Raw genomic sequence first — 20,149 nt, 5'->3', positions numbered from 1 at the left:
CTCCGGAACCCCCTCCGTGAACGCCGCCCGCACCACCGAGCGCACCGCGCTCGCCCCGTGAAGGAGCACGAACCCCCCATGGCACCGTCCGCAACGCCCACCGTCCCCACCGTCAAGCTGAACAACGGCGTCGAGATCCCCCAGCTCGGCTTCGGCGTCTTCCAGGTCGCAGACGAGGCGACCACCGCGGCCGTCACGGCCGCCCTCGACGCCGGGTACCGCAGCGTCGACACCGCCGCCGTCTACGGCAACGAGGCCGGCGTCGGCCGCGCCCTCGCCGCCTCCGGGATCCCCCGGGAGGAGCTGTTCGTCACCACCAAGCTGTGGAACGCGGACCAGGGCTACGACGCCACCCTCCGGGCCTTCGACGCCAGCCTGGCCAAGCTCGGCCTGGACTACGTCGACCTGTACCTGATCCACTGGCCGACCCCGGCCCGCGACCTGTACCGCGACTCCTGGCGCGCCCTGGAGCGGCTCGCCGAGGAAGGCCGCGTCCGCGCCGCCGGCGTCTCCAACTTCCAGCCCGAGCACCTGCGCCGGCTGCTCGAAGACGCCACGCTGACCCCGGTCGTCAACCAGATCGAGCTGCACCCCGCGCTCCAGCAGTCCGAGCTGCGCGCCTTCCACGGCGAGCACGGGATCGCCACCGAGGCGTGGAGCCCGCTGGCGCAGGGCGCGGTCCTCGACGACCCGGCGATCACCGCGATCGCGGCCGCCCACGGCAAGTCGCCCGCCCAGGTCGTCATCCGGTGGCACCTCCAGCTCGGCAACGTGGTCATCCCGAAGTCGGTCACGCCGGCCCGCATCCGCGCCAACCTCGACGTCTTCGACTTCGTCCTGACGGACGCGGAGATGACGGCGATCGCCGGCCTCGACCGCGGACTGCGCACCGGCCCGCACCCCGACGAGCTGAACTGACCCCGCGCCCACCGGGCGCGCCCCCTTCCCTCCGTCGGCCCGCGCGCGAGCGCGGGCCGACGTCGCCCAAGGATCCGCCGTGTCCCAGGCCCCCACCTCCGTCCACGCCTCCGCCGCCCTCCCCTCCCCTTCCTCGCTCTCCGCCCACCCCTCGCTCGCCCGGCTCGCTCCCGCCGCCGGTCGCCTGACGCTCGGTCTCGAACTGCCCCTGGACAACGACTGGGGCGTCGAGCGCGGCCGGGCGGCCCTTCGGTGTGCCTGACCTGACGGCGCACACCCCTGCGGCCCGGCTCGCCGACCGCCTCGGCTTCGCGGCGCTGTGGCTGCGCGACGTCCCTCTCCACGACCCCGTCGCCTTCGGTGACGCGGGCAGCGTCTTCGAGACCTTCACCCATCTTGGGCACCTCGCCGCAGTGAACGAGAACGTGGTCCTCGCGACCGGCGCGGTCGTGCTGCCGCTGCGCGAGCCCCTCCTCGTGGCCAAGGCCGCGGCCACCGTCGACGTGCTCTCGGGGGGCCGGATGCTACTCGGTCTCGCGAGCGGCGACCGACCGGTGGAGTACCCGCTGTTCGGCCGGGACTTCGACGGGCGCGGCACCGCGTTCCGCGAGGGCGTCGAGACGCTGCGGGCCGCCTGGCGCCCGGGCCCCTCCACCTGCCCGGGTCCGGTCTCGGCCCGGACCGGCGGCTTGAGGTGCTGCCCCGTCCCGTCGCCCCGACGGGGATCCCGATCGCCGTCGCCGGCGGCGCTCAGCAGGCTCCCGCCTGGATCGCGGAGCACGCCGACGCCTCGCTCAACTACCCTCGCGACCTGGGCGCCTTGCGCCTGCGCACCCGCGAGTGGCGGAAACTGACCGGCGGCACGGCGGACGGGCCCGGCGCCGGTGGCACCGGGAAGCCGTACCTGACGCCGATGGTGCTGACCCTCCAGGAGGACCCGGCCGCCCCGGCGCGGCCCATCCGCCTCGGCCTGAGCACGGGCCGCGCGGCCCTGGTGGATCACCTGGGCCGGATGGCCGAACTCGGCGTCTCTCACGTCTCCTTCAACCTGTGTCCCAACGACCGCCCGGTCGACGAGCTGCTGCACGAACTCGCCGAGTACGTGCTGCCGCACTTCATCGCGGGCAGGCACGCGCGGACGGCGAGGATCGTCCCCCGGAGGTTGACGGCGAGGACGTCGTCGACGTCGGCCGCCGTCATCTCGCGCAGCGGCTTCTCCGGGAAGACGCCGGCGTTCGCGCAGAGGACGTCGACGTGGCCGTGGAGGCGCTCCGCCTCGCCATCGCCTCGACCGCGGCCGGGTCACGCAGGTCCACCCCGGTCCCGGCGACCCGCCCGCCGGTGGCGCGGGCCACGGCTCCGGCCACCTCGCGTGCCACGGCCGCGTCGCGTCCGGTCAGGAGCACGGCCGCGCCGCGGCGGGCGAAGAGTTCGGCGATGCCGCGTCCGATGCCTCGCGTCCCGCCCGTCACCACCACGGACCGCTCCCGCCAAGGGGTGTGGGTCATGGATCGTCCCGTCCTCTCCTCGTCACGCTCGGATGCCACCGCTCACCGTGGGCGACCGGCCCTTCCGGCCGGTCCCGTTGTCGGTCCACTGACATATCCTTCCCGCCATCGCACGCCGACTCGAAGGACCCAGAGCATTGACCGGCTTCACCGCTTTCCCCCTGCCCTTCCAGGCCTCCCGCACGCTGCCGTACACGCCTCCCCGGACCTTGCGGGAGCTGGAGATGATGGCGTGCAGCGCCCATATCCGGGCCAAGTCGGGGTGGTTCGAGAAGAGGAACGACGCCGACATCGTGGCCCGCTGGACGCGGGAGGCGGTCGCTCAGGGCCTCACCGAGGCGCAGGTGGCGTACGTGCTCGCCGAACTCGCGCACTACGCCGCGCTGCGGGACGAGGCGACCGGCGCGGAGGTGTCCGCGGTGGACGGGGTGTGGCAGTCGGACACGCTCGTCGACGAGGGGCTGAGGTCCCGGCTACGGGACGCGGTGCGCGTCCTCGAAGAGGTTCCCGAGGCGGAGAAGGACTGGCATCCCGGTTCCGACGGCCAGGTGCTGGACCTCGTGCACCCTTCGCTGTTCTGCCTGGTGCGGGAGGTGAGCGGCGCGCCCGAGGAGGCGTGGCGGAACCCGACGGACCGCTATTCGGCGTACGAGTTCTCCGAGCGCTTCCAGTGGCTGCCGACGGACGTCGAGGTCGATGACGAGGGCGGTGTCTCCTTCCTCTCGTACGTCAACAACGTCCACCCCGTGGAGCATCGTGAACTCGGTGCCGTGCTTCCGGAGTTGTTCGGCAGAATGCGCCCGCTGTTCGAGCGGGTGCTCACCGATCTGCGCCACCCGCGGCCGCTGCGCGTCGAGGCCGACCCCTACGGGTGGTACGACGCGGAGCCGGCGTACCCGGCCAAGGCCGACCACCCCGACGGCGCGGCCTACCAGGAGGCTTACCACGCGTGGGTGGAGGCCCACGACGACTGGTACGAGAACCGCGTCCCGGTCGTCCCGGACGCCCCGGAGTTCACCGCCCCCGAGGCACCCGCCGAGGCCGACCGGGTCGACCTGCGCGGCCGTCGCCTCCAGGTGATCGTCAAGCTCGCCACCATCCACCTGACTCCGGAGAAGCCCGAGTACGCCGGCGGTTCCTGGCACGTCGAGGGGATGGTGAACGAGCGCATCGTCTCGACCGGGCTCTACTACTGGGACAGCGAGAACATCACCGAGAGCCGGCTGGGCTTCCGGACGGCGCTCGACGACCCGGAGTACCAGCAGAACGACGACGCGGGCGTCCGCGAGGTCTACGGCCTGGAGAACGACGAGGCGCTGAACCAGGTGCTGGGGTCGGCGTCGACGCCGCAGGGCCGCTGCCTGGCCTTCCCCAACGTCCTCCAGCACCGTGTCGACGCGTTCCGCCTCGCGGACCCCACCCGCCCGGGACACCGCAAGATCCTCGCGTTCTTCCTGGTCGACCCCTCGCAGCGGATCGTCTCGACGGCCGACGTCCCTCCGCAGCAGCCGTGGGCCGACACCGCGACCATGACGCTGGAGCAGGCGAAGACGTTCCGCGAAGAGCTCATGAAGGAACGCAAGTTCTTCGTCGACGAGCACAACGAGCAGCTCTACGAGCGGGAGTTCTCCCTCTGCGAGCACTGAGCCCGCCGGCCGGGGCCGGCCGCCCCGCGCCGCTCCGGTGCCCCCGTCCGCGGGGAACCGGAGCGGCGCGCCCGGCCCGTCAGTCGCAGCAGCAGTCGCAGCACTTGCACGGGTTGCAGCAGCCGCCGTCACCGCCGCCGCAGCCACCACCGGAGCCGCCGCCCGAGCCCCCCGAACCACCGGAGCCGCTTCCGGAGCCGCCCGAGCCGCCGCCCCAGCCGCCCGAACCGCCGGACGAGCCGCTCGAGTTGCCGCCGCCGCGCCCGCCGAACCAGCCGTCGCCGCCGGAACCGCCGCCGTTTCCACCGGAACCGCCACTGTTTCCGCCGCCACCGTCGCCGAACTGGACGGACTCCAGGTCCTCCCCCTCGACCTCGTCGTCGCAGCGGCAGCAGTCGTAGCACAGCCGGCAGTCGGGGCAGAGGCGGCGCCACTGGCCGCACCGCCGGCACTCCCCGTCCGGCGGCCGGTTCGCCGCCGTCATGCCACCCTCCGGGGCGGTGCCCGTGAGCGTGCCGACACCGCAGGAGTGCTCGGCCCCGGGTGCCGGGAGCGTCTCCGCCCGACGGCCCGGCAGGGGCAGCAGGCCGAACAGCCGCGGCCGGTCGTGGTGCCGGTGGCCGTGGTCACGGTGCCGGGGGTCGAAGGCGCGGTCGACGGCGCGCTCCAACTCGCCGCCGAGCAGGGTCCGTACCAGCCGGCCGTCGACGAAGTCGGCCTCGGCCAGGGCCAGTCGGATGCCATGGACGGCGTCGTCGCAGAGCCTGCGCACCTCGGCACGGTCCGTGCCGGTCACGGCGATCGGGTTCCACGCGCCGGCGGCCGCGTCCGCCTCCAGGTCCTCCACCGCGTCCAACAGGTGCGCGAGACGCCCGAAGAGGCGGCCGGCCTCCGCGAGCGGTGCGGCGTTGCCCGGCCGGTCGGTGAGGACCGCGGTGTACGCGAAGGCGGCCGCGGTCGCCGTCTCCGTCGGCTCGGTCACCGTCAGCAGCGAGCCGCCGAGCCCGGTGGTCCGCTCGATCTCCGGCTGCCGCTCGACCGCCTCGACCAGCACCGCCGTGTCGAATCCGAGGCGCTCGCCGCCCGCCGCGCCCGCGCGGTCCCAGCCCCGGGCGATCCGACGGGCCGCCACCGCCACCGGGCGGCGCGCCACCAGACCGTCGCCGTCGGCGACGTGGTCGCGTATCTTCGCCGCGGCGAGCACCAGCGACACCGTCGCCGCGAGCCGCGAGCCCTCGCCCTGGGCCACGTCCGCCGACCGCATCCCCCGCAGCGGGCACGGACCGGCGGCCCGCCGCCAGTCCCCGGTGCGCTCCGACTGCGCCTCCGTCAGCACCGAGACGATGAGGCCGTCGTAGTTGGTCGCGACCCGGGCGAACTGCCCGTACTCGCCGCGCAGCGCCAGACACAGCCCGCACAGGTGCGCCATCCACTCCGTACGCAGGCCCTCCCCCAGCCGATGACGGCACGGTCTGATGATTCCGAACACCGAAGCACTCCCCCCGTAGAGACGACCGCCGCCCGGACACCTCGCGCCGGACGGCTCACGGGTACAGGATCCTAGAGGGTCCCCCGCCGGGGAACGCCCGCGGCGAAACCGCAGGCCGTCAGGGGGTCAGCCGCGCGAGCGCCGCGAGGACCGGCGCCACGCCGTCCTCGGTCGCCAAGCGGTCGGCGAGGGCACGGGCGCGGGCCCGACGGGAGCCGTCCTCCGTCGCCGCGCGCAGCGCCTCCGCCAGGGTCCCGGCGGTGAGGCGCCGGAGGGGCACGGCCCCGGGGGCGGCGCCCAGGGCGGTCAGGCGGGACGCCCAGAACGCCGCGTCGAACTGGACCGGCACCGGCACGCTCGGCACCCCCGCCCGCAGGACGGCGCCGGTCGTGCCCGCTCCCGCGTGGTGGACGACGGCCGCCGTGCGCGGGAACAGCAGGGCGTGCGGCACCTCGTCGACGGTCAGGATGTCGTCGCCCCGGGCGGCCAACCCGGCCCAGCCCTTCTGTACGACTCCCCGCACCTTCGCCGCGCGCAGCGCTGCGACGATCTCGCCGCTCACCCGCTCGGGGTCGGGCACGGTGGCGCTCCCGAGCCCGACGAAGACGGGCGGGGGTCCGGCGGCGAGGAAGTCCTCCAGTTCGCGGGGCAGCCGCCCGGTGTCGTACGGCCACCAGTAGCCGGAGACCTCCAGGCCGGCGGGCCAGTCCCGGGGTCGCGGGACGACGAGTTCGCTGTAGCCGTGCAGCACCGGCCGGACCCGCGGTGCCCGGGAACGTCCGGCCTGCCTCAAAAGCCCGTGCCGCCGGGGCAGGGACCGTACGGCGCCATGGAACATGAGCTCCACCGACGCCATGACGGCCCGTCCGCTCAGCCGGTTCCCCACCGGTCCCAGGGACCGTGTGCCCAGGACGGGTGCGGGGAACTCCACGGTCGGGTGCAAGGGCTGGAGGTGCAGGCCGAGGGCGGGCACGGACAGGCCGTCGGCGATGGCGTACCCGAGCGGCCCCAGCGCCCCGCCGACCAGCAGGACCTCTCCTTCCCGCGCCACGTCCACCAGGGCCGCGGTCATCTCGTCGACCGCCCCGCGGGCCATGGCCGCGAGGCGCACGAGCTTCCCCGCGCCGGTCCGCGCGTCGTGCAGCCGACGGCCCCGGGCGGAGTGCAGTTCGGCGCGCGGGTCGACCGGAAGCGGACGGAACCGCACTCCCGACCCCGCCACCAGCGGTTCGAACACCGCGTGCGCGGCCAGCGTCACCTCGTGCCCGGCCCTGACGAGACCGGCGCCCAGACCCGTGTACGGCGCGACGTCGCCCCGCGACCCCGCCGTCATCATCACGATGCGCACGCCGCCAGTGTGCCCCACCGGATCCGTCACGACACCGCGACGTCCCGCACGGCATCACGCTGTCCGCCGCCCGCTGTCTGTCCCCTGTCCTCATCCCGCATCCCTCTGTCCACGTCCCGCGCGACGGGTTGTCAGGTACGCGCCTGGCTCCTACAGTGCGTCCAACACCCGCCTATGGGAGCGCTCCCAGTTGTATGAAAGCGCCGCAAATCGGGACGCTCCTCTGCTCGGTCCGCCCCCTCTGACAGGTCTCCCTTCCCCAGGAGGTCCCCGTGCGAGCGTCCCCCCACCGCCCCCGTGCCGCGTTCGGCGCGCTGCTCCTCGCCTTCGCCACCGTGGTGGCGCTGCTCGTGGGCACCGCGCCGGCCGCCTCGGCCGACACCCTGATCTGCGAGCAGTACGGCACGGCCACCGTCCAGGGCCGGTACGTCGTCCAGAACAACCGCTGGGGCACCGGCGCGACCCAGTGCGTCACCGCCACCGACACGGGCTTCCGGCTGACCCGCGCCGACGGCTCCGTGCCGACCGACGGCCCCCCGAAGGCGTACCCGTCGCTCTTCAACGGCTGCCACTACACGCGCTGTTCGCCCGGCACCGCCCTCCCCGCGCGGATCGACGGCATCGCCGCGGCCCCGAGCGCCATCTCGTACGGATTCGTCGGCGACGCCGTCTACAACGCCTCGTACGACATCTGGCTGGACCCCGCGCCCCGGACCGACGGGGTGAACCGGACCGAGATCATGATCTGGTTCCACAAGGCCGGCCCGGTCCAGCCGATCGGCTCGCCGGTCGCACCGCGAACGTCGGCGGGCGGTCGTGGCAGGTGTGGACGGGCGGCAACGGCTCCAACGACGTCATCTCCTTCGTCGCCCCGTCCGCCCTCGCGGAGTGGAACTTCGACGTCATGGACTTCGTCCGGGAGACCGTCTCCCGGGGCATGGCCCGGAACGACTGGTACCTGACGAGCGTCCAGGCCGGCTTCGAACCCTGGCAGAACGGCGCCGGACTCACCGTCCACTCCTTCTCCTCGGCGGTGACCCTCGGCACCCCGCCCACCGGACCGGAGGTGCCGGGCCCGACGACGGCCTGCCGGGTCGCGGTCACGCCGAACGTCTGGACCGGCGGTTTCACCGCGGACGTCACCGTCGCCAACACCGGTTCCACGGCCGTCGAGCCCTGGACGCTGGCCTTCACCGTCCCGGCAGGCCACCGCGTCACCCAGGCCTGGAACGCCGCCGTCTCCCCGTCCACCGGCACGGTGACGGCGACCCCGCTCACCCACAACGCACGGATCCCCGCCGGGGGCAGCCAGTCCTTCGGCTTCCAGGGGACGTACAGCGGCACGTTCGCCCCGCCGTCCGGCTTCACCCTCGGCGGGGTGCCCTGCTCGTGACCCGAGGCGCGAGCCTCCCCCTCCCACGTACAGGAGACACGATGGCTGGACGCAAGAAGCGAATCGCCTCCCTCACGGCGGTGCTCGCGACCCTGCTCGCCGGAATCGGCCTGACCCTGCTCGGCCAGGGCAGCGCGCAGGCCCACGGCGTCACGATGACGCCCGGATCACGTACGTACCTCTGCTGGCTCGACGCCAAGACCAGCACCGGCAGTCTCGACCCCACCAACCCCGCCTGCAAGGCGGCGCTCGCCGAGAGCGGACCGAACTCGCTGTACAACTGGTTCGCCGTCCTCGACTCCCACGCGGGCGGACGCGGCGCCGGCTACGTCCCGGACGGCACGCTGTGCAGCGCCGGTGACCGCTCGCCGTACGACTTCAGCGGCTACAACGCGGCCCGCGCCGACTGGCCCCGCACCCACCTGACCGCCGGTCGGACGATCCAGCTCAAGCACAGCAACTGGGCCGCCCACCCGGGCTCCTTCCGGGTGTACCTCTCCAAGCCGGGCTACTCCCCCACGAGCGAACTGGGCTGGGACGACCTGGAGTTGATCCAGACCGTCACCGACCCCCCGCAGACCGGCTCGCCGGGCACGGACGGCGGGCACTACTACTGGAACCTGACGCTGCCCTCGGGACGCTCGGGTGACGCGGTTCTCTTCATCCAGTGGGTCCGCTCGGACAGCCAGGAGAACTTCTTCTCCTGCTCCGACATCGTCTTCGACGGCGGCAACGGCGAGGTGACCGGCATCCGCGGCTCGGGCGGCACGCCGACGCCGACCCCGACTCCCACGCCCACTCCTACCCCCACCCCCACGGAGCCGACCCCGACGCCGACTCCGACCGACCCGCACACCGGTTGCATGGCCGTCTACACCGTCACGAACGCCTGGAGCGGCGGCTTCCAGGGCTCCGTCGAGGTGATGAACCACGCCACGACGGCACGTGACGGCTGGGCGGTGCGCTGGACACCGGGCACCGGGACCCGGATCAGCAGCCTGTGGAACGGCGCGCTGACCACCGGGACCGACGGCACGGTCACGGTGAGGAACGTCGACTACAACCGGACCGTCCCCCCGGACGGCAGCGTCACCTTCGGCTTCACCGCGACCTCGACGGGCAACAACCACCCGGTCGGATCCATCGTCTGCGTGACGCCGTGACCATCGCCCCTCGTCCCTCCTGAGCGAGGGACAAGGGCAAGCTCGGAGGGGCTGTCTCCCGTCGCGCGTCTCGCGCGGGGAGACAGCCCTTCCCGAGTCCCGCCCCTCCGCTGTCAGGCGGCGGGGTCGCCGTAGCCGCCGGAGGGCCGCTCCCCTCCCCCTTCCAGGAGGGCGCAGACGAACCGCTCCTCCGTCGCCCGCAGACGGGCGAGCAGAGCGGGATCGAGCGTGACCTGGCTGGTGACGGAGACCGTGACGGCGCGGCGGCCGTCACGGGTGGCGGCGGCGAACTGGGTGTAGCCCGGGGTGTTCCCCGTGTGGCCGTAGACCGTGCCGCAGCGGGTCTTGTAGCGGAAGAGGGCGAGCCCGGCGGCGTTCTCACCGGGGCCGGCGGGCTGGGACTCGCCGGGCACGAACCGGTGCTGGGCGTGCCGGGTGGGCGGCGACAGCAGGGCCGGCCCGGCGTAGCCGCCGATGAAGGTGTTCAGGTCGGCCGGGGTGGAGACGATCCCGCCCGAGGCCCAGGCGCCGGAGGCGCTGATCGCCTCGCTGACGTCCTCGGGCGGTTCGCCGGGGGTCGTGTCGTAGCCGTGGAGGAAGGGGCGAGGCAGCCGGAACCCGGAGGGGAGGCTGGTGTCCCGCAGGTCGAGCGGCCGGTACACCAGTTCGCGCAGCAGGTCCTCGTAGCGCCGTCCGGTGGCCTGTTCGGCCATCAGGGCGACGGCGATGTTGTCCGAGTTCGAGTAGGCGTACCGGCTGCCGGGACGGAAGGCGAGGTCCTCGCCCGCGACGAACTCCAGCAGGCGCCGGGAGTCGAAGCGGTGGCGCGGATCGGCGCGGACGATCGCCTGGAACCGCGGGCTACGGCTGAAGTCGGGCAGGCCGCTGGTGTGCTGGAGGAGCTGGCGCAGGGTGACGGCGTGCCAGTCCCTCGGAAGGTGCGGCAGCCGCTCGCCGAGGGTGTCGTCGAGAGCGAGGGCGCCCCGGTCCACCAGGGCGAGCGAGACGGCCCCGCTGAACGCCTTGGCGACGCTCGCGATCCGCATGTGGTCGTCCGCACGGGGCGGCCGCGGCCCGTTGGTCCCGGTGTTCGTGCTGGTGGGGGATGCGGTGGTGGTGTCGGTGCGGGGGGTGGTGGTGCGGGGTGTGGCGCCGTCGCCGAGCTCGGCGGTTCCGGCGCGGTAGACGCGGCGTTCGCCGTCGCGGGTGAGGACGGCGATCGCGCCGGGCGGGCCGCCGGGGGCGGCGACGAGCTCGGCGAGGGCGCGGCGCAGCTCGCGTCCCTCGGCGTCGCCGTGTCCCCCTCCATCGCCGTACGTCCCGTAGCCGTACGTCCCTGAGGGAGGCCGTTCACCGGCCGTGGCATACGGAACGGCGGGGCCGGCCAGCGCTGCGGCGAGGACGAGCGCGGCGACGGCCGACCGTCTCGGGCGGCGGGGCCGGTGCGGGTGGCGGGCGGGGGCGGAGCGGGGCATGCGTGACCTCCTGGACGGACCGGCGGCCGGGTGCGGCGCACCGGTCCGTCCAGCTTCGGCCCACGCCTCAGGGCCCGTCGGCCGGGGCTGCGCCACCCGGCCGTGCGGAACCCCCCGGCAGGAGGCTCCGGCACGTCGTGTGCTTGGGCCGATCGCGGTACGAGCCGGTCCCCCTCAGGGGAAGTACAGGGCGGCCTTCTCCAGCACGTGCCGCGTGAAGAGACCTCCCCACTGCACCTGCCCCCGGTACATCGTCGTCCGCGTCCCACCGGGCGCGGTCTCGACCGTCACGGGCCGGCCGATCAGCGTCGTGCCGAGGATCCGGGCGTCCTCCGCCGCCCACCGCGCCGCTTCGGGCCGCACGCGCGTGCCCACCAGCGCGGGCAGGACCATGGCCGCGTTACGGGCGCCCGGTATCCCGCTCCGCAGGCTCTTCGCGTAGCCCATGGCCCAGCTGGTGAACTCCGCCAGGTCGGCCACGTCGACCTCGGGCACGGCGGCGGCGAGGACGAACACCTCGACCTTGGTCCCGAACCACCGCGCCTTCCGGTCGGCCCGGGCACCGATCTCCACGCGGTGGCCCCTCCACTCCGACATGGTCACCGCGCAGCCGTCTCCGGCCAGCCGTTCCCGGAGGGCGGCGAGGTACGTGGCCGCCGCGTCGGCGGTCGGCTCAGGCGCATACGGATTCATGACCGCATCCTCCAACGCCCTTGACACGTAAGGGAAGTGGGGAGGAACACGACTGCCGCCGAAAGGGGCGATCCACGCCGTCGCCGCGGGAGAACCCGACGGCGAAGAGAGGCACAGCGACCGGCCCAGGCCACCGCCGAGGCCCTCCTCGGCCCACATAATTACCTTGTGCGTTACGCGCATTGGGCGTCGTACGCGTCGACCGGCGACCGAGGCCCCCAGTCGGCCCGGGCAAATCCCTGGTGCGCCGGGCGGCGCGGGAACAACCGACGGCGCGCCAGGGATGGGAGAGTGGACGTATGTGTGGCCGTTACGCATCCACCCGCAGCCCCCAAGAGTTGACGCGGCTCTTCCAGGTGACCGACTGGCAGCCGGAGGAGGCGCTGGAGCCCAGTTGGAACGTGGCGCCCACCGATCCGGTGTACGCCGTACTGGAGCGGGCCGGACGGGACGGCGGCGGGGAGGTTCGCCGCGAACTGCGGACCTTGCGCTGGGGCCTGGTCCCGTCGTGGTCGAAGGATCCCGGATCGGGGGCCCGCATGATCAACGCGCGGGTCGAGACCGTGCACGAGAAGCCCGCCTACCGCCGCGCCTTCGCCAAGCGGCGCTGCCTGCTCCCCGCCGACGGCTTCTACGAATGGGACCCGGTGAAGGACGAGGCGACGGGCAGGACCCGCAAGCAGCCGTACTTCATCCACCCCGCAGACGGCGGCCCGATGGCCATGGCGGGGCTGTACGAGTACTGGCGCGACCCCGACGTCACCGCCGACGACGACCCGGCCGCCTGGCTGATCACCTGCACGATCATCACGACCGAGGCCACGGACGCCGCCGGCCGCATCCACCCCCGCATGCCGCTCGCCCTCTCCCCCGACCACTACGACGCCTGGCTCGACCCCCACCACCAGGACACCGGCGACCTGCGCGCCCTGCTCACCCAGCCCGCCGGCGGACACCTTGAAACCCGTGCGGTCTCGCCCGCCGTGAACAGCGTCCGCAACAACGGCCCCCACCTGCTGGACCCCCCGAACTGACCCCGTCCAGCCGGACCGCGTCCCGCGAACTCCTCGCCCGAGGGTGACCGAGCCGCCGCCGAACCTTCTGCGTACCGAGGGACGTCCAGCTCGGCGACGACGCCACCGAGGAGACGTGGCCCTTCGCCCCCGGCCGAGCGGGCCTACGCCTCGTCCGCACCGTCGGCGTGGCCACCGCCGAAGAGCCGGGAGGACTTGTCCTCCTGGGCCAGGCGCCGCAGCGCGAGCAGGGCCGGTTCCAGGAGGACGGTGACGAGTACGGCCCGCTCCGCCTGGGCCAACGGGTCACCGCGTCCGTCCAGTTGCCGCAGGTCCAGCTCGGCCATGTCGTCCGCGAGGCGGGCATACGGCAGGAGGCTGCGCCAGTCGGTCCCCGCACCAAGATGATCGAGGGCGGCGAGGACCTCGGCGACGGTGCGCGTCGCGGGGTTGCCCGGGGACACGTCCCAACCCATCGCGCCGATCAGGCTGTGCGCCTCGGCGAGCCCTTCCGTAGCGGCGTCGGAGCCCCCCGCACCCGGGTCACGCCGCCCGTCCGAGTCACGCCCCTCGTCCGGATCCGGTGCCGATACGGACTCAGCACCCTTCTCCGGTACGGGCTCCGCGTCCTTCGCCGGTGCGGATTCCGCGCCCTTCGCCGGGCGGACGCCCAGAACGATGCCGAGGACCTGGTGCAGATCCTCCTCTCCTGCGGTGATCGCGTCGAGTATCTCCTTCGTCGCGCCGGCCGAGAGCCCGCGCGTCCCGATGAGGGTGCGGATCAGCCGGAGGCGGCGGACGTGGTCCTCTCCGTAATCGGCCTGGTTGGCGGCGGTGGCCCGACCGGGCGGGAGCATGCCCTCGCGCAAGTAGTACTTGATCAGGGGCACTTGGACGCCGGTGCGGCGGCTCAACTCAGAGACCTTCATCGATTCTCCCCTCGATAACGGATAACGGATAGCGCTATTATCCATTCTGCGCCGACAGCGACGCCGCGGCCCGTCAGGCCACCACGCCCGACCACCAGCGACTCCGCCGGCAACTGCTCCTATCTGCACCCGTACCGGCACGGCACCTGCACCTGCACCTGCACCTGCACCTGCACAGACGTCTGCTCCAGATCTGCCCGACCCCCGAGTACCCCGCGTTTCCGAGCTCCGCCCGAACACCACCCGCTCTCACCGGAAGGACACCCCTCCCATGTTCGGCACTCTCCTGCTCCTCGCCGTCCCCGCCCTGCTGTTCCGCCTGCTCGGCGCGCTGGGCGTCGGACGGTTCGCCTCCTGGCGGGTCTCCGCCCTGCACGGCCTCGCGGTGATGCTGGTCTTCACGGCGAGCGCGCACTTCGCCCCGTCGGGCCTCGGTCCGATGCCCGGCCATCAGGACCTGGTCGCGATGGTCCCGTCGTTCGTGCCGTTCCCGCGCTTCGTGGTCTACGCGACCGGCGTCCTGGAGCTCGCCGGCGCGGCGGGGCTGGTTCGCGGGGCGACCCGTCCCGCCGCGGGCCTGGGCCTCGCCGTGCTCTTCGTCCTCATGCTCCCGGCCAACATCCACGCGGCCGTCTCCCACGTCGAGTTGAACGGCGAACCGGCGACGCCGCTCTGGTTCAGAATCCCGGAGCAGATCCTCTTCATCGCCCTGGCGCTGTGGGCAGCGTACGACCCGCAGCGCACGCGTCGGCTGCGCGTCACGGCAGGGAGCGAGTGAGCCACACGACCTCGCCGGCTCCCTCCTCCTGGGAGACGTGGTCCCTGGTGAAGCCGAGCTTCTCCAGGACGCGGAGGGACGGCCCGTTCCACGAGCCGACGGTCGACCAGAGCCGCTTCCGCCCGGTGGCGACGGCTGCGCCGAGCACCGCCCGGGCAGCCTCCGTGGCGTACCCCTTGCCGTGCGCGTGCCGGAAGAGCTCGTACGCGATCTCCGGCTCGTCCACGGACGCGCGGCCGACGATCAGCCCGCAGTATCCGATGAAGTCACCCTCCTCGCGCCGCTGGATCGGCAGCAGGGCGAACCCCGTGGTCTCCGTCTCGGCGAGCAGCTTCACGATCCCGGCCCGGGCGCGCTCGACCGTGAACGTCTCCGTGTCGCGTTCGTTGAGAAGGGCACAGAACGCGTCGGCGTCCGACTCGGCCCAGGGACGCAGCACGAGCCGCTCCGTCTCCAGGTGGAACGCCATCGTCTCGTAGGCAGCCATGCCCCCACTCTGCCCCATGCCCGCCGAAGGCTCGGCGCCGGATCCCGCTCCGGGGCCGTCGGCGCCCCGTCTAGGCTCACGGTGATCGTCTTCGTTCGGGAGAAGTGGGGAGACGCATGGATCTCACGGACCGCACGGTGGTCATCACCGGGGCCGGGCGCGGGTTCGGGCGGGCGCTGGCGTTGCGGGCGGGGCGGCTGGGCGCACGGGTGTTGGTGTCCGCGCGCGGTCGCGGGGCGGCCGAGAAGGTGGCGCGCGAGGTGGTCGCGGACAGTGGGGCGGCGGCGCACGCGTTCGCCTGCGAGCTGTCCGAGCCCGCCTCCATCCGCGCCTTCGCCCGGGGCGTCGCGGACCTCACCGACCACGTGGACGTCCTCGTCAACAACGGCGCCCGCTATCTCCACGGTCCCGAACTCTGGGACGCCGACGACGACGCGATCAGCGACACCCTCGCCTCCGGCGCCACCGGCACCCTCCTGACGACCAAACACTTCCTGCCCCTTCTCCGGGCATCCGCGAACGCGGACGTGGTGAACCTGGTCTCCTCGGTGGCGGACCCCCGCGACAACCGCTCCTCGGCACACCCCGCGTTCTGCGCGGCCAAAGCCGCCCAAGCCGGCTTCGCCGACGTCCTGTCGCAGCGGCTACGCCCCGAGGGCATCCGCGTCATCTCCCTGTACCCGCCCGACTTCGACGACGGCGACCCGCTGTCCCCCTCCTGGAAGGCCACGCCCCGAACCGCCGACCGCCCGCTGACCGCCCAGTCCGTCGTGGACTGTGTCCTGTTCGCGATCGGCCAACCGAGGGACTGCTTCATCCGCTCCTTCCACTTCGAACAGCTCTGACGGCCCGACCACCCACCTGCGGATCGCAGGGGGGTGGTTCCTCTTCCCGCAACCCGCCTTGGATGACCGGACGAGGTTGACGCTCCTGCGTCACCCGATCAGGCAGAACAAGGGGTAGGCGTACGACACGCAATCCGCCCCCGACGCTGCGCGGCGGAGGGGCTGCGCCCAAGTCGCTTTCAAATCGGGCTAGTTCGGCCTGCACGCCCGACCCCGTGCAGATCCAGGCCACCCGGATCGTCACCGCGCCCGGAACGCGCCGCACCCTCACCCGAGGGTCACCTGGATCATCGAGCTCAACGACCGGCGCGCGGGCTGCGCCTGCCGGACCGGCGGAGACAGTCCCGGCCATGGCCGGGCTACGACTCCGCTCGTGACCCCGGCCGACCAGGGGCATCGCGGCGGAACCCGCCCGACTGCGCACTGCTGACGTCCTCCCACTTCGCGCACAATCGGCTGCCCAGCAGCGCAACACCCTCCAACACGCACCACGCAGGGTCCACCGGAACTCCGGTTACACCATCACCGACAAGGCGCCCCACCGCAGCTCCGGCCAGCCTCTCGCCGATCCGGACTGCCCGCTCGACCTGCTCCGGATCGCAACGCCTTCCCATCTCCGCCTCAGGCGGAGCGACGCTCCGCCGAGACCGTGGCCATCTCGGCGGCGGCACCCCCGCTCGCGACGTATTCACGGCGGGCGGCCTGGAGCAGGCCGGCCCAGTCCCGCACGGTGGGACGGCGCTTCAGGAGGGCGCGGCGCTCCCGCTCCGTCATGCCGCCCCAGACGCCGTGCTCGATCCGCCGGTCCAACGCGTACGCAAGGCATTCGGAACGTACGGGACAGCCCACGCACAGCTCCTTGGCCTGGTTCTGTGCCGCCCCCTCGACGAACAGGTCCTCGGCGTCCGCCGCCCGGCACCGACCCGACGCCATCCAACTACCGTCCACGCACTCCCCCTTGAACCACGGGTGTCTGACTCCAGGACCGGTCCCCATCGGTCGGCCCTCGTTGATCAAGCACGCTACGGAGGCATGTGCTGCGGGTCTACACCTCGCCCCCTCCTTCGCTCCAACGGGTGACGACCGCACACAGTTCCGGCCACTCTCCGTGTTCTCCTCGGCCTTCATGGCCGGATGTATGGCCAAAGCTCAGCAGACGAAACAGAAGGAGACTGGCAGGAATCGGAGTTGAGAAACCCCGCACCACCCCCACGCCCGCGGAGACCCACGACAGAGAGCAACGGCCCAGGCCGGAGCGCGCGGATCCGCGCGCCGGGCCCGAGGAGCGCGGGAACGCGATGCCGGGATCGTCGTGACAGGCCTGTACGTCAGGCTCGGCTCACACTGTCAGAAGTCGCGCCGCCGGTTCCCGGCACGCGCGGCAGCCCTCGCCGTTTCCCGCGGATCTGCGAGAAGCGCTGCCCCTCGCGCAGCGAACTCCCCGCTGATGCAGCCGAGTTCGAAGCTGAGAGGAAGGAGCGCCAAGGCATACCGATGGGAGCCGCCCGGCGGAGCGGAACACACAGAGCATCGCGTCCGTAAGCCGTTGGCGCGTCGGTCCGTTCGTGGTGCATGCACGGCAATGGCGGAAGCCGTCAGGCAGTGGGCCGGGGAGCTGGGGAGCTGGGGAGCTGGGGAGCTGGGGAGCTGGGGAGCTGGGGAGAGCCTGTACCGTGCCAGGGCCCGTAGGTCTTCGGCGTCCCTCGGGTGTCGGACCCCTCTGGCAAGCTCGTTCGCATGACGTGCGTACGTGTCCTTGAGCGGGAGTCCGGGCTGGAGCTGTTTCAGGTCTCGCATCCGGAAGGTGTCGGTCCTCGGCTTCGGCGGGAGTTGATCGAGTGCTGGATAGCGGTGACCAACGCGGGTGGGGCGGCCGGGTTTCCGTTCCCGCCGGTCGGTGACGGTGAGGTGGGGCCCGTCGCGGATGCGATCGTGGGCGGGTTGAGTCCGGAGCGGAGTCGTCTGATCGTGGCGCGCGGCGACGGGGCACTCGTCGGATGGGTACAGCTGCGCCGCGACCCGGACCGGCTCGTCGGGCACTGGGGCAGCATCCATCATCTGCAGACGAGACCCGACCGGCGCGGACGGGGAGTCGGGGCGGCGCTCGTCGGGGAGGCACGGAGGATCGCCCGGGACGAACTGGGGCTCGAACAACTGCGGCTGGCCGCTCGCGGTGGCGAGGGGCTGGAGGAGTTCTACGCGCGGCTCGGATGGCGGGAGGCGGGGCGGTGGCCGGGCGCGCTCCGGCTGGCGCCCGGCGACGACCGTGACGAGGTGTTGATGGTGCTCACGCCGTTGTGACCGACTCCGGGATCCAGCCGACGTCAGGCCATGGGGGTGTTCGGAACCGTACCGCCGGCAGCAGGTGGCCGGTTGCCTCTTGGCCCGGCGGGAAGCCGTCGGGCAGGGCGAGCAGGTCGGGATCGCCCGCACCGTCTAGCCGTCTCCGTGGCCCTCCGTCTCTGTGATCACGGTCCTACCGGCTTCGGGCAGGTGTCGTGGCCGCCGTCGCGCGGTGCACGCTCGGCCGGCGGCCCGTGTGGCGGACGAAGACGGCCGAGAAGGTGCCCGGGTCGCGGTAGCCGACGTCGGCGGCGATGGCGGCGACGGTGCGGTCCGTGGTCTCCAGGAGGTGGCACGCGCGGCGGACGCGGGCGGTGTGGAGGTACACGAGGGGCGTCCGGCCCGTCTCCGCTCCGAAGCGGCGCAGCAGGGTGCGGGTGCTGACGCCGAACTCCCGGGCGAGGCCCGTCAGGTCGTAGCGCGCCGCGAGGTTCTGGTCCAGGTGGCGCATGACGGTCGCGGAGAACGCGCGCCCCGCCGTCGGTAGCAGGTCGGTGTCGACGTACGGGGACTGGGTGGAGCGGGTGTCGTCGAGGAGGGCGGCCCGCGCCGTCGCCCGGGCGGTTCCGGGGCCGTCGTGGTCGCGGACGAAGCGCAGCGCGAAGTCGTACATCGCGCTGAACGCGGCCGTGGTCGTCACCCCGCCGTCGGTGACCACCAGGCGGTCCGCGCGGATCCGCACCCCGGGGTAGCGGCGTGCGAAGCGGTCCGCGTGCAGCCAGGAGGTCGTCGCCTCCCGGCCGTGGAGCAGTCCGGCCTCCGCCAGGAGGTAGGCGCCGACGCAGATCGACACCACGGCTGTTCCCGAGGCGGCCGCCTCCCGGATCGCGGCGAGCTCCGGGGCGAGCCCCGCGAGCGCCGCGTCCGGGTCGAGCGAGGGCGGCAGGTCGAAGCCGGGGACGATCAGGACGTCGGCCGGGCGGACGGCGGCCACGTCGATACGGGCCCCGCCGGCCGCGAGGACCCGTCGGCGCGGCGAGACGACGGAGGTCTCGTACGAGGGCTCCGTCCGGCCCCGTGCGGCGCTGACGTGCGCGGCCATCGTCAGCAGGTCGGGGACGCCGTACACCTCCGACGCGAAACAGCCGGGGTGGGCGAGGACGCTCACGCGCAGCGGGCTCATGGGGCGGGGTCCTCCCGGGCAGGGCGGATGGCGGGATACCCCGGAGTATCGGCGATATCGCCCGTTCCCGGGAAGGGCCAGCCTCGTCATGCTTTCGGCCATGACAGACCGGAAGAAGCAGCTCGACGACCCGCTGGACGACTTCTCGTGCCGCATCGTGGAGGTCGAGGGCGTCGGCAGGCGGGTGTACGTGACGGGGGCGGGGCCCGCGGTCGTCCTCATGCCGGAGATGCCCGGCATCAGTCCTGACGTGGCCCGGTTCGCCCGGTGGATCCGGGACGCCGGGTTCTTGGTGTACGTGCCGTCGCTGTTCGGGGTCGACGGGGCCTATCCGCGGGCGGAGGCGGCCGAGACCGTCGTGCGGCGGGCCTGCGTCAGCGCCGAGTTCCGGGCGTTCGCGGGCGGGGGGACCAGTCCCGTCGTCGCGTGGCTGCGGGGACTCGCGCGGGTGGCGCACGCCGAGCGCGGTGGGGTGGGGGTGGGGGCGGTCGGGCTGTGTTTCACCGGGAACTTCGCCCTCTCCATGACGCTGGAACCGGCCGTCGTCGCGCCCGTCGTCAACCATCCGTCGCTGCCGCTCGACGACCCCGACGGACTCGAACTGGGGGGCGAGGACGCCGTCGCCGTGGCCGAGCGGGTCCGGCGGGACGGGCTGACGGTGCTCGCCTACCGCTTCGAGGGCGACCGCTGGTGCACGGGCCGGCGGTTCGCCGCGTACCGCGCGCTGCTCGGCGAGGCCTTCGACGGGCGCGTCCTCCCGGCCGAGACGGCGAACCCGGACCCGCCGCCGTTCTTCCGCGAGGTCGTCGGCTGCGCCCACAGCGTCGTCACCGCCCATCTGGTGGACACCGCCGGGCACCCCACCGTGCGGGCCCGCGACGAGATCATCGCGTTCCTGACGGAGCGGCTCACACCCCCGGCCGACGGCCCACGCTGAGGCGCCTGGCTAGATCGCAAGCCCGTGTCTCAGGCCCACGTCGCCCCAGCCGGAAGTCTCA

The 20,149-nt window shown here is 73.1% G+C and carries 18 protein-coding genes and 2 pseudogenes; 11 read left to right on the top strand and 9 right to left on the bottom strand.

Features of this window, described 5'->3' with window-relative positions:
• Window positions 1-78 precede the first annotated feature (78 nt).
• The 3 genes from ACFZCF_RS15265 to ACFZCF_RS15255 all read left to right on the top strand — a co-directional run bounded on the left by ACFZCF_RS15265 (window position 79) and on the right by ACFZCF_RS15255 (window position 1,772).
• The gene (locus ACFZCF_RS15265) at window positions 79-918 is read left to right on the top strand and encodes an aldo/keto reductase (RefSeq protein WP_391286829.1); all 840 of its coding nucleotides are present in this window, start codon (window positions 79-81) and stop codon (window positions 916-918) included.
• 79 nt (window positions 919-997) lie between these two features.
• Window positions 998-1,180 carry a hypothetical protein gene (locus tag ACFZCF_RS15260; protein WP_391286828.1) on the top strand — a complete coding sequence of 61 codons (183 nt, stop codon included), beginning with the start codon at window positions 998-1,000 and terminating at the stop codon, window positions 1,178-1,180.
• Window positions 1,173-1,772: an LLM class flavin-dependent oxidoreductase gene (locus ACFZCF_RS15255; protein WP_391286827.1), complete on the top strand. Its 600-nt coding sequence runs from the start codon at window positions 1,173-1,175 to the stop codon at window positions 1,770-1,772. The genes ACFZCF_RS15260 and ACFZCF_RS15255 overlap by 8 nt, the downstream gene beginning before the upstream one ends.
• A 178-nt stretch (window positions 1,773-1,950) precedes the next feature.
• On the opposite strand, the pseudogene ACFZCF_RS15250 reads toward ACFZCF_RS15255, so the two are convergent.
• Window positions 1,951-2,426 (bottom strand): annotated as a pseudogene (locus ACFZCF_RS15250) (SDR family NAD(P)-dependent oxidoreductase).
• 137 nt (window positions 2,427-2,563) lie between these two features.
• Here ACFZCF_RS15250 and ACFZCF_RS15245 point away from each other — a divergent pair.
• The gene (locus ACFZCF_RS15245; RefSeq protein ID WP_388447772.1) at window positions 2,564-4,072 is read left to right on the top strand and encodes a DUF4246 domain-containing protein; all 1,509 of its coding nucleotides are present in this window, start codon (window positions 2,564-2,566) and stop codon (window positions 4,070-4,072) included.
• A gap of 79 nt (window positions 4,073-4,151) precedes the next feature.
• Here ACFZCF_RS15245 and ACFZCF_RS15240 read toward each other — a convergent pair whose 3' ends face one another.
• Complete coding sequence (locus ACFZCF_RS15240) at window positions 4,152-5,561, bottom strand: DUF5685 family protein (RefSeq protein ID WP_391286826.1); 1,410 nt, start codon at window positions 5,559-5,561, stop codon at window positions 4,152-4,154.
• A 118-nt stretch (window positions 5,562-5,679) separates the two neighbouring features.
• Window positions 5,680-6,909, bottom strand: a complete 1,230-nt coding sequence (locus ACFZCF_RS15235) for a nucleotide disphospho-sugar-binding domain-containing protein (RefSeq protein ID WP_391286825.1) — start codon at window positions 6,907-6,909, stop codon at window positions 5,680-5,682.
• Between the two features lie 272 nt (window positions 6,910-7,181).
• Between ACFZCF_RS15235 and ACFZCF_RS15230 the strand changes: the two are divergent.
• Window positions 7,182-8,302, top strand: a pseudogene (locus tag ACFZCF_RS15230) (cellulose binding domain-containing protein).
• A gap of 41 nt (window positions 8,303-8,343) precedes the next feature.
• Window positions 8,344-9,465, top strand: coding sequence for a lytic polysaccharide monooxygenase (locus tag ACFZCF_RS15225; protein ID WP_391286824.1), 1,122 nt, complete (start codon window positions 8,344-8,346; stop codon window positions 9,463-9,465).
• 113 nt (window positions 9,466-9,578) lie between these two features.
• Here ACFZCF_RS15225 and ACFZCF_RS15220 read toward each other — a convergent pair whose 3' ends face one another.
• Both ACFZCF_RS15220 and ACFZCF_RS15215 read right to left on the bottom strand, forming a co-directional pair.
• Window positions 9,579-10,940, bottom strand: coding sequence for a serine hydrolase (locus tag ACFZCF_RS15220; protein WP_391286823.1), 1,362 nt, complete (start codon window positions 10,938-10,940; stop codon window positions 9,579-9,581).
• A 174-nt stretch (window positions 10,941-11,114) separates the two neighbouring features.
• A complete protein-coding gene (locus ACFZCF_RS15215) occupies window positions 11,115-11,633 on the bottom strand; it encodes a hypothetical protein (RefSeq protein WP_391286822.1) in 519 nt (172 codons plus the stop codon).
• Between the two features lie 299 nt (window positions 11,634-11,932).
• On the opposite strand from ACFZCF_RS15215, the gene ACFZCF_RS15210 reads away from it, so the two are divergent.
• The gene (locus ACFZCF_RS15210) at window positions 11,933-12,667 is read left to right on the top strand and encodes an SOS response-associated peptidase family protein (RefSeq protein ID WP_391286821.1); all 735 of its coding nucleotides are present in this window, start codon (window positions 11,933-11,935) and stop codon (window positions 12,665-12,667) included.
• A 143-nt stretch (window positions 12,668-12,810) separates the two neighbouring features.
• Here ACFZCF_RS15210 and ACFZCF_RS15205 read toward each other — a convergent pair whose 3' ends face one another.
• On the bottom strand, window positions 12,811-13,575 hold the full coding sequence (locus ACFZCF_RS15205; protein WP_391286820.1) for a MerR family transcriptional regulator: 765 nt from the start codon (window positions 13,573-13,575) through the stop codon (window positions 12,811-12,813).
• Window positions 13,576-13,846: 271 nt separating this feature from the next.
• Between ACFZCF_RS15205 and ACFZCF_RS15200 the strand changes: the two genes are divergently transcribed.
• Complete coding sequence (locus tag ACFZCF_RS15200) at window positions 13,847-14,353, top strand: hypothetical protein (RefSeq protein WP_391286819.1); 507 nt, start codon at window positions 13,847-13,849, stop codon at window positions 14,351-14,353.
• Here the strand turns inward: ACFZCF_RS15200 and ACFZCF_RS15195 are convergent.
• Window positions 14,334-14,840, bottom strand: coding sequence for a GNAT family N-acetyltransferase (locus ACFZCF_RS15195; protein ID WP_388447782.1), 507 nt, complete (start codon window positions 14,838-14,840; stop codon window positions 14,334-14,336). The genes ACFZCF_RS15200 and ACFZCF_RS15195 overlap by 20 nt on opposite strands.
• A 116-nt stretch (window positions 14,841-14,956) precedes the next feature.
• Here ACFZCF_RS15195 and ACFZCF_RS15190 point away from each other — a divergent pair, with 116 nt between their 5' ends.
• Window positions 14,957-15,685: an SDR family NAD(P)-dependent oxidoreductase gene (locus ACFZCF_RS15190; RefSeq protein WP_391286818.1), complete on the top strand. Its 729-nt coding sequence runs from the start codon at window positions 14,957-14,959 to the stop codon at window positions 15,683-15,685.
• A gap of 621 nt (window positions 15,686-16,306) precedes the next feature.
• Here the strand turns inward: ACFZCF_RS15190 and ACFZCF_RS15185 are convergent.
• Complete coding sequence (locus tag ACFZCF_RS15185; protein WP_391286817.1) at window positions 16,307-16,618, bottom strand: WhiB family transcriptional regulator; 312 nt, start codon at window positions 16,616-16,618, stop codon at window positions 16,307-16,309.
• Window positions 16,619-17,422: 804 nt separating this feature from the next.
• Here ACFZCF_RS15185 and ACFZCF_RS15180 point away from each other — a divergent pair.
• Window positions 17,423-17,986 (top strand): GNAT family N-acetyltransferase, encoded by a 564-nt coding sequence (locus tag ACFZCF_RS15180; protein ID WP_391286816.1) that lies wholly within the window; start codon window positions 17,423-17,425, stop codon window positions 17,984-17,986.
• A gap of 175 nt (window positions 17,987-18,161) precedes the next feature.
• On the opposite strand, the gene ACFZCF_RS15175 is transcribed toward ACFZCF_RS15180, so the two are convergent.
• Window positions 18,162-19,151, bottom strand: coding sequence for a helix-turn-helix domain-containing protein (locus ACFZCF_RS15175; protein WP_391286815.1), 990 nt, complete (start codon window positions 19,149-19,151; stop codon window positions 18,162-18,164).
• A gap of 100 nt (window positions 19,152-19,251) precedes the next feature.
• Here ACFZCF_RS15175 and ACFZCF_RS15170 point away from each other — a divergent pair, with 100 nt between their 5' ends.
• Window positions 19,252-20,088, top strand: coding sequence for a dienelactone hydrolase family protein (locus tag ACFZCF_RS15170; RefSeq protein WP_391286814.1), 837 nt, complete (start codon window positions 19,252-19,254; stop codon window positions 20,086-20,088).
• Window positions 20,089-20,149 lie beyond the last annotated feature (61 nt).

The sequence above is a fragment of the Streptomyces sp. NPDC007945 genome (genome assembly GCF_042958885.1).
Taxonomy (GTDB): Bacteria; Actinomycetota; Actinomycetes; order Streptomycetales; family Streptomycetaceae; genus Streptomyces.
The sequence above is the reverse complement of the archived record's forward strand: the minus strand, read 5'-3'. Positions and strand labels throughout refer to the sequence as shown.

Bases quoted from the DNA above. Each gene is read 5' to 3' on its own strand.
- ACFZCF_RS15265 (WP_391286829.1), top strand. From the start codon at position 79: ATGGCACCGTCCGCAACGCCCACCGTCCCCACCGTCAAGCTGAACAAC.
- ACFZCF_RS15225 (WP_391286824.1), top strand. From the start codon at position 8,344: ATGGCTGGACGCAAGAAGCGAATCGCCTCCCTCACGGCGGTGCTCGCG.
- ACFZCF_RS15220 (WP_391286823.1), bottom strand. From the start codon at position 10,940: ATGCCCCGCTCCGCCCCCGCCCGCCACCCGCACCGGCCCCGCCGCCCG.
- ACFZCF_RS15215 (WP_391286822.1), bottom strand. From the start codon at position 11,633: ATGAATCCGTATGCGCCTGAGCCGACCGCCGACGCGGCGGCCACGTAC.
- ACFZCF_RS15210 (WP_391286821.1), top strand. From the start codon at position 11,933: ATGTGTGGCCGTTACGCATCCACCCGCAGCCCCCAAGAGTTGACGCGG.
- ACFZCF_RS15205 (WP_391286820.1), bottom strand. From the start codon at position 13,575: ATGAAGGTCTCTGAGTTGAGCCGCCGCACCGGCGTCCAAGTGCCCCTG.
- ACFZCF_RS15200 (WP_391286819.1), top strand. From the start codon at position 13,847: ATGTTCGGCACTCTCCTGCTCCTCGCCGTCCCCGCCCTGCTGTTCCGC.
- ACFZCF_RS15195 (WP_388447782.1), bottom strand. From the start codon at position 14,840: ATGGCTGCCTACGAGACGATGGCGTTCCACCTGGAGACGGAGCGGCTC.
- ACFZCF_RS15190 (WP_391286818.1), top strand. From the start codon at position 14,957: ATGGATCTCACGGACCGCACGGTGGTCATCACCGGGGCCGGGCGCGGG.
- ACFZCF_RS15185 (WP_391286817.1), bottom strand. From the start codon at position 16,618: ATGGCGTCGGGTCGGTGCCGGGCGGCGGACGCCGAGGACCTGTTCGTC.
- ACFZCF_RS15180 (WP_391286816.1), top strand. From the start codon at position 17,423: ATGACGTGCGTACGTGTCCTTGAGCGGGAGTCCGGGCTGGAGCTGTTT.
- ACFZCF_RS15175 (WP_391286815.1), bottom strand. From the start codon at position 19,151: ATGAGCCCGCTGCGCGTGAGCGTCCTCGCCCACCCCGGCTGTTTCGCG.
- ACFZCF_RS15170 (WP_391286814.1), top strand. From the start codon at position 19,252: ATGACAGACCGGAAGAAGCAGCTCGACGACCCGCTGGACGACTTCTCG.